The sequence below is a fragment of the Nocardia arthritidis genome (genome assembly GCF_011801145.1).
GTDB classification, from domain to species: Bacteria; Actinomycetota; Actinomycetes; order Mycobacteriales; family Mycobacteriaceae; genus Nocardia; species Nocardia arthritidis_A.
This window is the reverse complement of record NZ_CP046172.1, coordinates 383,279-395,918: the sequence shown is the minus strand read 5'-3', so window position 1 is coordinate 395,918 and position 12,640 is coordinate 383,279. Positions and strand designations below refer to the sequence as shown.

The window sequence follows — 12,640 nt, the reverse complement described above, 5'->3', positions numbered from 1 at the left end:
TCCGTCGCCGCGCATATTCGGGCGCGAACGGCGAGGATGCGGGTATGGGTGCGCTCGCGCGGCGGTTGGGACTGCTGGATTCCGTTGTCATCGGGCTCGGCGCGATGATCGGGGCGGGGATCTTCGCGGCGCTCGGGCCCGCGGCCGCGGCGGCGGGGCGGTGGTTGTTCGTCGCGCTGGGGATCGCGGCGGTGATCGCCTATTGCAATGCGACATCGTCGGCGCGGCTCGCGGCGCGCTATCCGGTGTCGGGCGGAACGTACGTGTATGGCCGCGAGCGGCTCGGGCCGTTCTGGGGATACCTCGCCGGATGGGGGTTCGTTGTCGGCAAGACGGCCTCGTGTGCGGCGATGGCGTTGACGGTCGGCGCGTACGCGTGGCCGGAACACTCGCGCATCGTCGCCGTCGGCGCGGTGCTGGCGATCACCGCGATCAACTATGCGGGAGTACAGAAGTCGGCGCTGGCCACCCGCGTCATCGTCGCGGTGGTGCTGCTGGTGCTGTCGCTGGTGGTGATCATCGGTTTGTTCGGAAAGCATTCGGCGGCAATGCCTTTGCCCGACCGAGTGGGCCCGCGTGGGGTGCTGGCGGCCGCCGGGCTGCTGTTCTTCGCGTTCGCGGGTTACGCCAGGATCGCGACACTCGGTGAGGAGGTACGCGAACCGCGGCGCACCATTCCGCGGGCCATCGCGCTGGCGCTCGGCGGCACGCTGGCGGTGTATCTGCTTGTGGCGCTTGCGGCTTCGGCGGTACTCGGGACCGCAGGGCTGGCGTGCGCCGCCGATCCGCTGGCCAGGGTCGTCACCGTCGCGGGCGCACCCGACATGTCACAGGTGGTGCGGGTGGGTGCGGTGATCGCGGCGGCGGGTTCGCTGCTCGCGCTGCTGCTCGGGGTCTCCCGGACGGTGCTCGCGATGGCGCGGGATCGATATCTGCCGCACGCGTTGACCGCGGTCCATCCGCATTTCGGGGTGCCGCACCGCGCCGAGGTGGTCGTCGGATTATTGGTCGCGGTGATTGCCGCGGTCTTCGATCTGCGTGCGGCCATTGGGTTTTCGTCGTTCACCGTATTGGGGTACTACCTGGTGGCAAACGTCTCGGCCATGACGCTGACCGCGGCGGAGGAGCGCCCGCCGCGGTGGGCGCCGATCGTCGGCGCGCTCGGCTGTGTGCTCGTCGGGTTCGCACTGCCCATCGGCTCGGTATTGGCCGGGCTGGCGGTTATCGGTGCGGGGGCGGGGTGGTACCTGGTGCGCGCCAGGATTGTCCGCTGATCCTGGCTCGATGGTCGGCGCTGCGCGCGGTCCGGCACCGCCGGTTGGTCCAGCCGGATCGCGGTGGACACGCCGGATGGGTCCAATTGTGTTGGGAATTCGACGCAGCGGGATCGCGGTGCGTCGAATGCGCATTTCCGATGGGGTCGGGCCGATAGCCTGACGCGCATGGGCCGTATCCAAGGATTCCTGGCCGGGATCGCGGCGGTGACGCTGCTGGCGGGGAGCGCGTGTGCGGGGACGGCGCGTGCCGACGACGAGGTGCGCTGTGTGGCCTCGTCCGGGCGCGAGCCGGCGCGGGCGACACCGGAGCAGGTCGGTCTGGACGCCGCCGCACTGGACGCCGCCATGGATTTCGCGGGCAGCCGAAACCGGCTGAACGTTCAGGTCTTTCGGCACGGTTGTCTGGTCGGCACCGGCCCGCACAATGCGGAAACCGACGGTATCGCCTGGAATATCTGGAGTGCGACCAAGAGCGTCGTCTCACTGCTCGCCGGAATCGCCTGGGACCGTGGCGAACTCGATCTCGACGCACCGATCGGCCGCTATCTGCCGCCCGGCCTCGGCGACGAGGCGCACCGATCGATCACGGTGGCGGATCTGCTCACCGAATCCTCGGGCATGCGGGTGGGCGTGCTGACCGAAGGCGTCACGGGGGTGATTCCGCTCGACCCGAACAGCGCGGTCCAGTCGCTCGGGGTACCGCTGGACTATCCGCCCGGCACCCATTTCAGCTACAGCCAGCGCAATGTCGATCTGCTGTCCTACGTCATCGAATCGGCGGTCGGCGAACCGCTGCAGCAGTTCGCGCAGCGAGAGTTGTTCGACCCGTTGGGAATTCAACGCGGCGACTACTACTGGGCGCGCGATCGGGCCGGGCACACCTACGGATACGCGCATCTGATGATCCCGCCCGACGATTTCGCCAAGCTCGGCCTGCTGGTCGGCGACGACGGGCGCTGGGGTGCGACGCAGGTGGTGTCCGAGGAGTATCTGCGGAAGGCGCGCCAGCCCTCGCCCGCACTCGACTGCTACGGCTACCTGTTCTGGCTCGGCCCCGGATGCGCCGAAATTCCGAAGTTCCTGCCCGCCGACACCTACATCATGTCCGGGCTGGCCATGCAGAACGTCTTCGTGATCCCCAGCCTCGACCTGACCGTGGTCTGGACCGGCGTCTTCGGAAACCAGAGCAGCCAAGGGTTTTTGGGCACCTATCAGAATCAGGCCGAGCTGCCGCACGAATTCTTCCGGCGGCTGGTCGCGGCATTCCGGGATCAGCCGATACCCGATCCGGGACCGTATGTGGAACCGCCGGAGCACCTCGACCCGCGCGGCTACTTCGACTCCGACATCCTGCTCGCGGTATTCGGCATCGGGCCGGACGCCTATCCGGGCTGTAATGTGTTGAGCTGCTTGAACTATCCGCTGGCGGCACCGTTCGCCGATACCCCGCCCGGCTGTGTGATCGTGGTATGCCTCGGGCCCGGCGCACCCGGTATCCGCGAGTAGATCAGACGCCGAAGAACGGGATATCGCCCGCCTTCGCGCCGTGCGCGAAGAAGTGGTCCGGCGAGACGACGACGAACAGGGCATCGGCCTCGGCGATCAACTTGCCGTCGAGTTCCAGCCAGCCGTATATGTGCAGTTTGCGCTCGCCCGCCCGTCGATCGAGTATCGCCGATACGGTCAGCGGCCGGTGCAGCGGCGCGGGCGCGGCGTAGTTCACCTCCAGCTTGGCGGTGACGGCCGGGACGCACATGGAGGTCGGGACCGACCCGCAGGCCTCGTCGAGTACCGCGGCGATCACCCCGCCGTGCGCCAATCCCGGTGCGCCCTGATGTCTTTCGTCGAGGCTGAGCTCACCGACGATTCGATTCTCGCTGAGCCGCAACGCGATTCCCACCGCTGCCGGGTTGCGGGTCCCGCAGCCGAAGCAGTCGTCCGCATGCGTCGGCAACGGACCGTCCGGCATCGGGCTGTTGAGCGCGAGCGCCACCCGCCCAAGATCCGCCATACCGCACTCCTCGATCAGGAATCACATGTCTCCCGAATCAAGCTAAATTCAGGAAACATTTGTGTCAAGATATGCGGATGACGAATCGGGCGCGCACCTACGGCGGCATACCGGCCGACCAGCGGCGCGCCAACCGGCGCGAACAGCTGCTGGAGGCCGCGTTCGAGGTGATGGCGCTGGACGGGCCCGGCGCGCTGACCATCAGAACGGTGGCCAAACAGGCCGGGCTGTCCACCCGGTTCGTCTACGAGAGCTTCGCCGATCTGGACGAACTGGTCGTCGCGGCCTTCGAACTGGCCTTCCGGCAGCTGTCGGCGGCGGTGCTCACGGCCGTAGCCGATACCGGAACCGACCGGCGGACCACCGTCGTCGCGACGGTGGAGGCGATGGTGGATTTCTTCCTCGCCGCACCCGCGAAGGGAAAACTGTTATCCACCAAGGCATATGGCCATCCGAAGGTGGCCGAGCGGCGGCTCGCCCGCACCGAGGACGCCTCGCGCACCTTCGGCGCGGTGCTGCTGCGACTGCTGCCCGACCGATCGCCCGATGATCCGGCCATCGAGCTGACGGCGCGTTTTCTGGTGGGCGGCTTCGGCGAAACGCTCACCGCGTGGATCCAGCAGGCCATGCCGTATCCGCGCGACCAATTCGTGCGCGACAACTCCGATCTGTTCCTCGCCGCCATCGCCACACTGGAAAACCGCTGATCGCAACGTCTTTCGCTACCGACTCGCGGCAGCACGGGCCAGGCGCGCGGAATCCATGTAGTCGCGGAACAGCGTCACCTTGCCGTCCCGGACCCGGACCACGTTGACCGACGAGCGAACCACCGTTCGCTCCGCGCCCGGATAGGAGACGTCCACATCGTTCTCGACGACGATGACCTCCGGGTCCGTGGTCTCGTGGATATGCGGGTGCACCCCATGCACCTGGACCTGGCTGATCCGGGACCACCTCTCCCCCAAGTGCTTTCGAATCTCCTCCGGCCCCACCAACCGGACGGGGACACCGTCCGGCATGAACGGCATCTCGAACACCCCGTCGGGCGCGAACGCCGCCGCGAACGCCTCGGCATTGCGGGTGGGCAATTCCCGGAACAACCGCTCGACCACCTCGCGCGGGGAGCCCTGTGCTGCCTCGACCATGACACACCTTCTTCAATTAAGCGGAACGCCTAGCCCGTTTATCATCCGGGGCGAGCGCCCCGCTTGTCAATGGGTCAACTAGACTCGCCACATGAACGATCCCGGCAGGCCCCTGCGCGCCGATGCCCGCCGCAACCGCGAGCGGGTACTCGCCGCGGCCCAGGAAGCCTTTGCGGCCGAGGGGCTTTCGGTTCCGCTGGACGAGATCGCCCGCCGCGCCGGGGTCGGCGCGGGCACCGTCTACCGCCACTTCCCCACCAAGGAAGCGCTTTTCGGCGCCGCGATCCTGGATCAAATGGAACGCATGATCGGCTACGCCCGCGAGCTGGCGACCGCCGACGACCCCGGCCGCGCCTTCTTCGAATTCCTCGAACACCTGGTGTCCGGCGGCACCCTCAAGCGCGACCTGGCCGAGGCGCTCGGCGTCGAGAATCTGCGGAACACCGCACCGACCCGCGACCTCAATGCCGCCGTCGCCGAATTACTAACTCGCGCACAACAATCCGGCGCGGTACGCGGCGATATCGAGATCACCGACCTGATGCGCGTGGTCAAGGCGACGTTCGACGCCGTACACACCGCCGCGACCCCCGAACAGCGCGACCGCACCTTCGCCATCATCTTCGACGGCCTACGCGCCCGCTGAGCTCGTCCGCATAAACGAAAGCGCCCCCGGCCGGAACCGGGGGCGCTGCCGAAAGCTCAGCGATGCTCGAGCAGAACCTCGGCGATCTGAATCGTGTTGAGGGCCGCGCCCTTTCGCAGATTGTCACCCGAGATGAACAGGGCCAGACCGCGACCGTCCGGCACGCCGGGATCCTGGCGGATCCGCCCGACGAGGGATTCGTCGATGCCCGCGGCCTGCAGCGGCGTCGGAACGTCGACCAGCTTCACACCCGGCGCCTTGGCGAGCAGTTCCTTGGCCCGCTCGACCGAAAGCGGTTCGGCGAATTCGGCATTCACCGACAGCGAGTGGCCGGTGAAGACCGGGACGCGCACGCAGGTGCCGCTCACCAGCAGCTCCGGAATGCCGAGGATCTTGCGACTCTCGTTGCGCAGCTTCTGATCCTCGTCGGTCTCGCCGGAGCCGTCGTCGACCAGCGAACCGGCCAGCGGCAATACGTTGAACGCGATCGGCGCGACGTACTTGTTCGGCGCGGGGAACGGCACGGCGCCGCCGTCGTGCACCAGCTTCTCGACCTCGCCGATCACCGAACGGGCCTGCGTGGCAAGCTCTTCCACACCGGCCAGCCCGCTGCCCGACACCGCCTGGTAGCTGGAGACGATCAGCCTGCGCAGCCCGGCCACGTCGTGCAGCGGCTTGAGCACCGGCATGGCGGCCATCGTCGTGCAGTTCGGGTTGGCGATGATGCCCTTGACCAGATTGCGGGTCTGCTCCGGATTGACCTCGCTGACCACCAGCGGCACATCCGGATCCTTGCGCCAGGCCGAGGAGTTGTCGATCACGGTGACACCGGCGGCGGCGAACCGCGGCGCCTGCACCCGCGACATAGTGGCGCCCGCCGAGAACAGCGCGATATCGAGTCCCGTCGGATCGGCGGTCTCGGTGTCCTCGACGACGATTTCGCCGCCGCGCCACGGCAGCGTCTTACCCGCCGACCGCGCCGATGCGAAGAATCGCACCTCGTCGGCCGGAAAGTTGCGCTCTTCCAACAGTTTCCGCATGACGGCGCCGACCTGACCGGTCGCGCCGACCACACCTACCCGAACACCCATGAGTTATCGTCCCGTTCCCGCGTGCACAACGGCGACCTCGTCGCCGCCCAGATCGAACGCCTTGTGCAACACCTTGACGGCCTCATCCAGTTCCGTGTCCTTGACCAGAACCGAGATCCGGATCTCCGAGGTGGAGATGAGGTCGATGTTCACCCCCGCCTCGGCGAGCGCCTCACAGAATTTGGCCGTGACGCCGGGATGGCTCTTCATACCCGCGCCGACCAGCGACACCTTGCCGATGTGGTTATCGAAAATGACCTGGGCGAAACCGATTTCGGCCTGCCGCTTGGTGAGCACCTCGACGGCCCGCGCCACATCGGTCTTGGGCAGGGTGAAGGTGATGTCGGTCTTACCCGTCTCCACCTTCGAGATGTTCTGCAGCACCATGTCGATGTTGATCTCGGCGTCGGCGACGGCACGGAACACCTTGGCGGCGTAGCCCGGCACATCCGGTAGTCCGACCACGGTCACCTTGGCCTCGCTGCGGTCGTGCGCGACGCCCGTGAGGATTGCCTGTTCCAAGGGGATGTCCTCCATCGATCCGTAAACGTAGGTGCCCAGCTTGTCGGTATAGGACGAGCGGACATGAACGGGCACGTTGTAGCGGCGCGCGTATTCGACGCACCGCAGCATGAGCACCTTTGCTCCGCAGGCCGCCAGCTCCAGCATCTCCTCGTAGGAGATCTTTTCCAGGCGCTGCGCATTGGGCACGATCCGCGGGTCGGCGGTGAAGACGCCGTCCACGTCGGTGTAGATCTCGCAGACGTCGGCCTGTAGCGCGGCGGCCAGCGCCACCGCGGTGGTATCCGAACCGCCGCGGCCGAGCGTCGTGACGTCCTTACTGTCCTGGCTGACGCCCTGGAAGCCCGCGACCAGCACGATGGTGCCCTCGTTCAGCGCGTCGCGCAGCCGGCCCGGGGTGACATCGATGATCTTCGCGTTGCCGTGCGCGCCGGTGGTGATCACGCCGGCCTGCGAGCCGGTGAACGAGCGGGCCTCCGCGCCGAGCGAGTGAATCGCCATCGCGACCAGCGCGTTCGAGATGCGCTCGCCCGAGGTGAGCAACATATCCATTTCGCGCGGGGGCGGGGTGACCGCGACCTGCTGGGCCAGATCCAGCAGCTCGTCGGTGGTGTCGCCCATCGCGGAGCAGACGACCACCACGTCGTGGCCCTGCTTCTTCGTCTCGACGATCCGCTCAGCGACGCGGCGGATGCGTTCGGCGGTGGCGACCGAGGAGCCTCCGTACTTCTGAACGACGAGAGCCACGGCGGGAGTCCTCCAAGATCGACAATCAGCTGTTACCAGCCACCAAGACTACCGATCGCGATCCAGGGCTTTTGCCGCCACCTCCCGCACGCCGCCGCTCCGGTTCACGCGACCTGGATCGACGGCGCCATCCGCCGGTCGAACATCGCGGAGAGTCCGGCGAGCAGCCAGCTGTATTTGGTGTTCTGGAACGCGGCTATCCGCCATTCGCCGTCCTGGCGCACCACCACGGTGGTTTGCACCTTGGTGTTGCGCTTGGTGCGCTTGCCCTTTCCCTTCACCAGCGCACCGACGCTCTGCACTATCGCCACGTCGGGTGCGAGGAAGCGGAAGCGGAGTTCGGCGCCGTCGAGCCGGGATCCCTTCTGGAATCGCTCGAACAGCGGTATATGCATGGTCTCGATTTCGGTGTGGCCCCGGTGATAGGTGCCGAGGAAGGTGATGTAGTCGGCGTCCTCGGTGAATACCTCGCTGAACGCCTTGGCGTCACCCGCGGCCCAGGCCTCGGATTGGCGCTGGAACAGCTGACGGATGGCGAGTTCGTCGGTGTGCTGGTCAACGGTCATGGCGATCCCCTCGATACAATCTGAATAGTTCATCAACTGCATGGATCAATAGTTGATCCAGTAAGATATTGATTGAGTGAGAGGAATCCGTCAAGGGATGGCCGAGAAGAGAGCGGAGCTGTCCGCCGCGCTGACCTACGCGGCCCAGCGCAGCGCTACCGACGGCATAGTGCTGCACCAGCTCATCGCCGATCGGGTCGGTCTGCACGTCACCGACCTGCGCTGCCTGAACACCCTGCGGGTGACCGGATCGGCGACCGCGGGCGAGCTGGCCGCGCAGACCGGCCTGACCACCGGCGCGATCACCCGAATGATCGACCGGCTGCTGAAGAGCGGCTTCGTGCGCCGCGAACACGATGCGCGGGACCGGCGGCGGGTGATCATCACCGCCGTCCCGGAGCGCATCGCCGAGATCGGGCGGCACTACGAGGTATTCCCCCGCGAATTCGCCCAGACCACCGCCGATTACACCGTTGAACAGCTCGAGCTGATCCTCGACCTGTTCAACCGGCTGCACGAGACGTCGCTGCGGGTGGCCGAGATCCTGCGCGAGGATGGGTAATCGAACCCGGAAGAGGAGGGAGACCCAATCGTGAAGAGCACCGTATTCGACGTGACCACCGGACGAACCGAGGTGGTGCACGACCTCACCCGCCAGTGCGCGGACTTCGCGCGCGAGGCGGGCGAGGACGGACTGCTGCACATCTTCGTCCCGCATGCCACCGCCGGGATCGCGATCATCGAACTGGGCGCGGGCAGCGATGTCGATCTGCTCGCCGCCCTGCGCGACCTGCTCCCCGCCGACGATCGCTGGCGGCATGCGCACGGGTCGCGCGGGCACGGACGCTCCCATGTGATGCCCGCGCTGATCCCGCCCTACGCCACGGTGCCCGTCATCGGTGGCGCGCTCGCCCTCGGCACCTGGCAGTCGATCGCGCTGGTCGACCTGAACGTCGACAATCCGGAACGCCAGGTTCGCCTGTCATTCCTCAGCGCCGCTTGACCGTTCGGCACTGAGCCGGGCCAGTTCGGTCCGGTTCGCCACGCCCAGTTTGGCGTAGACGTGCGCCAGATGGGTTTTCACCGTGCCCCGGCCGATGAACAACCGGTCCGCGATTTCCGGATTGGACATGCCGGACACCGCCAGCTCGACGACCGAGCGCTCGGTGGGAGTCAGGCTCGCCCAACCGCTTTCGGGTCGGTTGCGTTTCCCGCGCGCTCTGGTGGCGTACTCGACCGCGGCCTGCGGTTCGAGCGAGCGGCCCCGCGCCAGTTGTTCGTCCAGTGCCGGTAGGGATTTCAGCTCGGCACGTAGATCGTTGACGAAATTTGCTGCGGCCGAACCAGTTTCGATGCGGGCCCGCTCGGTCGCACCGAGCAGTACGGCCGCCGTCTCGGATGCGCCGCGGTCGTGGAGTATCGCGGCCAATGCCTCCAGGCTCTGCACACATCCCAGTAACAGGCCGTGCTCGGCGCGAATCCGTAGCGCCTCGTGGTGTAGGCGCAATGCCCGCTCGATTCCTTCGGCGGCGCCGAACATCGTGCCCCGAGCGAGAAATGCCTGTTCTTCCAACACTTCGGCGCGTAGCGACGGCAGTGCGGATACGGTCGGATCCGTGCCGAGTTCGGTAAGCAATTCGGACGCGAGCTCGGTCGGAGTCGACGCGGATGTGTTGGACCACAGCGAATCCGCGCGCACCGAGCCCTCGGCGCCGCGCCGCAGCGCCGACGCGAGCACCAGTTTGGTCCACGGTGTCAGCCGGTGAATATCGTTGTGCCCGTATATCTTTGCCTCACGCAGGCACCAATCGATCGCCGTGCCCGCGGCATTCTCGGCCAGCGCGAGCAGCCCGTGCACCCGCTCCCAACCCGGAATATACGGGCGCGCCTCGGCTCCCTCGATGAGCCGGTCCATCGGCGCCAGCGCCGCGGCGGCGGCCGCGATGTCGCCCTGGGTGATCCGGATTTCGGCGAGTACCGCCCTGGCCGTGCCGATGCGGTTGAAATCCTGCAGCGGCTCGGCGACGGCTACTGCCCGTTCGGCGATTTCCGCCGCGGACCCGAGCAGGCCGGACCGCGCCGACGCCATGGCAAGCCAGACCAGCGCCGACGACGCGACGGCACGATCGCCGCGGCGCTGCAAACCGTCGACGGCGGGCCGCAGTTCGGCGACGGCGGATGGCAGCTCATCGCGGAGCAGGTAGGTGAGGCCGAGGAGCGCACGTGCCGCATCCGCGACGAACCCGTCGTCCGCGCGCAGGGCCGCGTCGCGCACCGCGCGGGCCGCGGTCTGCGCACCCGCCGGGTCGGTGCCGAGCAGGCAGATGGTGCAAAGCACACGCGCCAGCAACCCGACCCGCTCCGCACCCACCCTGTCGGCCAATTCCGCTGCGGCACGGGCATTTTCGTATCCGGCCGCACCGGGTTCCGCGGTGTCCGCGACGAGTGCGAGCCCGACGAGCACCCGCGCCTGGATGTCGTCACCGGTATCCGGCTCGGCGGCGGCGCGCAACCGGCGCAGCCCGTCCCGACCGTGCGGTCCGAGGTGCCAGAACCAGGCAATGCCTGCGGCGAGCTCCCGCCCGTCGGTCCGGTCCCGCCTACTCAGCCCCCAGTCGATCGCGGCTCGAATATTCGCGTATTCCAGGGAGATTCGGGCACACCACGCATCCTTGTCGGTGTCGAGCAGCGGCGCTACGCCGGCCACGAAGGCCCGGCACGCCGCGAGATGCGCGTCGCGCGCCCGGGTGACCGCTCCGGCCTCGGCCAGCCTGAGCGCGGCGTATTCGCGGATCACGCCGAGCATCCGGTAGCGAGCGACGAGACCGCCGGTTTCCGCGGACACCAGTGACTTCTCGATCAGGCCGCGTAGTGCGCGCAGCTGCCGACCGGCCGGAAGTTCCGTCGCCCCGGTGAGAATTTCGGACGAGAACCCCGGCTCGAAGACGGCGAGCGCGCGGAACAGCAGGCGTTCGTCGGCGTCGAGCAGGTCGTGGCTCCAACGCATGGATTCGGCGAGGGTACGCTGCCGGAACGGCGCATTCGGGCCGCCGCCGTCGAGCACCTCATACGGTTTCCGCAGCGGATCGGCAAGCTGCGCAAGCGATAAGGTACTTGCCCAGCCCGCGGCCAGTTCCAGCGCCAGCGGTAGCCGGTCCAGCCGGTCGCAAACCTGCCTGGCCGCTTCGCGTTCCGGCTGTCCCGCGGAATCCAGGCCGGCCCGGTCCAGGAACAGGGTCAGCGCGTCACGCAGTTCGAGCGGCGGTACGCGGTGCAGCCGCTCACCGGCGAGGCCGAGCGGAGCCCGGCTGGTCGTCAGCACACCCGTCCCGGCACAATGCGCGAGCAGGCCCGCGACCACTGCGGCGACTCCCGCGCGCACCTGCTCACAGTTGTCCATGATCAGCAGCCTGCGCTGCTCGCCGAGACCGTGCACCAGCGCACCGACCGGGTCCGCCGCACCCGGTAGCGGCAGCGCCAGCGCGGTCGCGACCCGTTGGACGACCACGGCGTCATCGGATTCGTCGGCCAGATCGATCCAGCAGACACCGTCCGGCCAGTCCGGCGCCCGCTCCCGGCCGACCCGGGCGGCCAGCCGAGTCTTGCCGCAGCCGCCAGGACCCACCAAGGTCAGCACCCGGCCGGGCGCCAGCGCCGCACCGACCACCGCCAGCTCCTCGACTCGCCCGACGAATACGGACGATTCGCCGGGGAAATGTTCGACCCGCATCGTGCTCCGCAGTCTTCCATGCCGAACCCGACCCAGCGACCCGGTCGGATATCCGCCACCACGCCGGCCCGATATCCGCCAGCTGGCAGATGTTCCGGCCGCCGTCGCCGGGAAGTATTCGATGTAACGCGGCAAGAGGCCGCGAAACCACAGAAGGAGAACGAACCATGAACGCCGACAACGGAACTCGTCGGGTAGTCGCGAATATCTCGCTGTCCATGGACGGCCGGGTCAATGGGCCGGGCGGCGAGTACGACATGGGCTGGATCGTGCCGCACGCGGTCGGCGATACCGCCCGCGACCGGATGGTCCGGATGACGCAGGCCGCGACGACCGCGCTGCTCGGCCGCAAGAACTACCAGGGTTTCGGCGGGTACTGGCCGACCGTCGCGGCCGACGAGCACGCCGATCCGCGCGATCGCGCCTTCGCCACCTGGCTGGACGAGGTGGACAAGATCGTCTTCTCCAGGACGCTCACCGAGACGCCGTGGCAGCATTCGCGGCTGGCCGACGCGGATCCGGTCGAGACGGTCAAGCGGTTGCGCGGCGAGCCCGGCGGCGACATCGTCGTGCTGGCCAGCAGCAGCGTCATCCGGGCGCTGCTCGCGGCCGGCGAGGTGGACCGGCTGACGATCACCCTGTGCCCGGAGGTGGCGGGCGGCGGTGCGCGCCTGTTCGAGGATGGCATTCCGGCAGCCCACTGGCGGCTCACCGATCTGTCCACCACCGAATCAGGCGCGCTGTACCTGGTCTACGACCGCGCCGAGTAATGGGGTTCGGGTGAGTTATCCACTGCTCCAACAGAACTCACCCGCAACTCAACGCCTGCCGCGCCTGCCCTGCCGCGGCCAGGCCGCCTTCGGCGCGGTGCGAATCGGCCCGCTGCCGAACCGATGCCGAATTTC

The 12,640-nt window shown here is 67.8% G+C and carries 13 protein-coding genes; 7 read left to right on the top strand and 6 right to left on the bottom strand.

Annotation, left to right across the window (positions count from 1 at the left end):
- The first annotated feature begins 44 nt into the window (after positions 1-44).
- Together F5544_RS01830 and F5544_RS01825 are read left to right on the top strand one after the other, a co-directional pair.
- Entirely contained in the window at positions 45-1,274 is a 1,230-nt protein-coding gene (locus tag F5544_RS01830) for an APC family permease (protein WP_167471556.1), read from the top strand.
- A 168-nt stretch (positions 1,275-1,442) separates the two neighbouring features.
- Complete coding sequence (locus F5544_RS01825) at positions 1,443-2,783, top strand: serine hydrolase domain-containing protein (RefSeq protein ID WP_167471555.1); 1,341 nt, start codon at positions 1,443-1,445, stop codon at positions 2,781-2,783.
- A gap of 1 nt (position 2,784) precedes the next feature.
- On the opposite strand, the gene F5544_RS01820 is transcribed toward F5544_RS01825, so the two are convergent.
- A complete protein-coding gene (locus F5544_RS01820; protein WP_167471554.1) occupies positions 2,785-3,288 on the bottom strand; it encodes a PaaI family thioesterase in 504 nt (167 codons plus the stop codon).
- 77 nt (positions 3,289-3,365) lie between these two features.
- Between F5544_RS01820 and F5544_RS01815 the strand changes: the two genes are divergently transcribed.
- A complete protein-coding gene (locus F5544_RS01815; protein WP_167471553.1) occupies positions 3,366-3,995 on the top strand; it encodes a TetR/AcrR family transcriptional regulator in 630 nt (209 codons plus the stop codon).
- A gap of 15 nt (positions 3,996-4,010) precedes the next feature.
- On the opposite strand, the gene F5544_RS01810 is transcribed toward F5544_RS01815, so the two are convergent.
- Complete coding sequence (locus F5544_RS01810) at positions 4,011-4,433, bottom strand: nuclear transport factor 2 family protein (protein ID WP_167471552.1); 423 nt, start codon at positions 4,431-4,433, stop codon at positions 4,011-4,013.
- A gap of 91 nt (positions 4,434-4,524) precedes the next feature.
- Here F5544_RS01810 and F5544_RS01805 point away from each other — a divergent pair, with 91 nt between their 5' ends.
- Entirely contained in the window at positions 4,525-5,079 is a 555-nt protein-coding gene (locus F5544_RS01805) for a TetR/AcrR family transcriptional regulator (protein ID WP_167471551.1), read from the top strand.
- Between the two features lie 56 nt (positions 5,080-5,135).
- Here the strand turns inward: F5544_RS01805 and F5544_RS01800 are convergent, their stop codons facing one another.
- The 3 genes from F5544_RS01800 to F5544_RS01790 form a co-directional block, all read right to left on the bottom strand.
- Positions 5,136-6,170, bottom strand: a complete 1,035-nt coding sequence (locus F5544_RS01800) for an aspartate-semialdehyde dehydrogenase (protein ID WP_167471550.1) — start codon at positions 6,168-6,170, stop codon at positions 5,136-5,138.
- A 3-nt stretch (positions 6,171-6,173) separates the two neighbouring features.
- Entirely contained in the window at positions 6,174-7,439 is a 1,266-nt protein-coding gene (locus F5544_RS01795) for an aspartate kinase (protein WP_167471549.1), read from the bottom strand.
- A 104-nt stretch (positions 7,440-7,543) separates the two neighbouring features.
- Positions 7,544-8,005, bottom strand: coding sequence for an SgcJ/EcaC family oxidoreductase (locus tag F5544_RS01790; protein WP_167471548.1), 462 nt, complete (start codon positions 8,003-8,005; stop codon positions 7,544-7,546).
- 97 nt (positions 8,006-8,102) lie between these two features.
- On the opposite strand from F5544_RS01790, the gene F5544_RS01785 reads away from it, so the two are divergent.
- Both F5544_RS01785 and F5544_RS01780 read left to right on the top strand, forming a co-directional pair.
- Positions 8,103-8,567, top strand: coding sequence for a MarR family winged helix-turn-helix transcriptional regulator (locus tag F5544_RS01785; protein WP_167471547.1), 465 nt, complete (start codon positions 8,103-8,105; stop codon positions 8,565-8,567).
- 30 nt (positions 8,568-8,597) lie between these two features.
- Positions 8,598-9,008, top strand: coding sequence for a YjbQ family protein (locus F5544_RS01780; RefSeq protein ID WP_167471546.1), 411 nt, complete (start codon positions 8,598-8,600; stop codon positions 9,006-9,008).
- On the opposite strand, the gene F5544_RS01775 is transcribed toward F5544_RS01780, so the two are convergent.
- Positions 8,988-11,735: a LuxR C-terminal-related transcriptional regulator gene (locus F5544_RS01775; protein ID WP_167471545.1), complete on the bottom strand. Its 2,748-nt coding sequence runs from the start codon at positions 11,733-11,735 to the stop codon at positions 8,988-8,990. The genes F5544_RS01780 and F5544_RS01775 overlap by 21 nt on opposite strands.
- A gap of 167 nt (positions 11,736-11,902) precedes the next feature.
- On the opposite strand from F5544_RS01775, the gene F5544_RS01770 reads away from it, so the two are divergent.
- Positions 11,903-12,505 carry a dihydrofolate reductase family protein gene (locus tag F5544_RS01770; protein ID WP_167471544.1) on the top strand — a complete coding sequence of 201 codons (603 nt, stop codon included), beginning with the start codon at positions 11,903-11,905 and terminating at the stop codon, positions 12,503-12,505.
- The last annotated feature ends 135 nt before the right edge of the window (positions 12,506-12,640 follow it).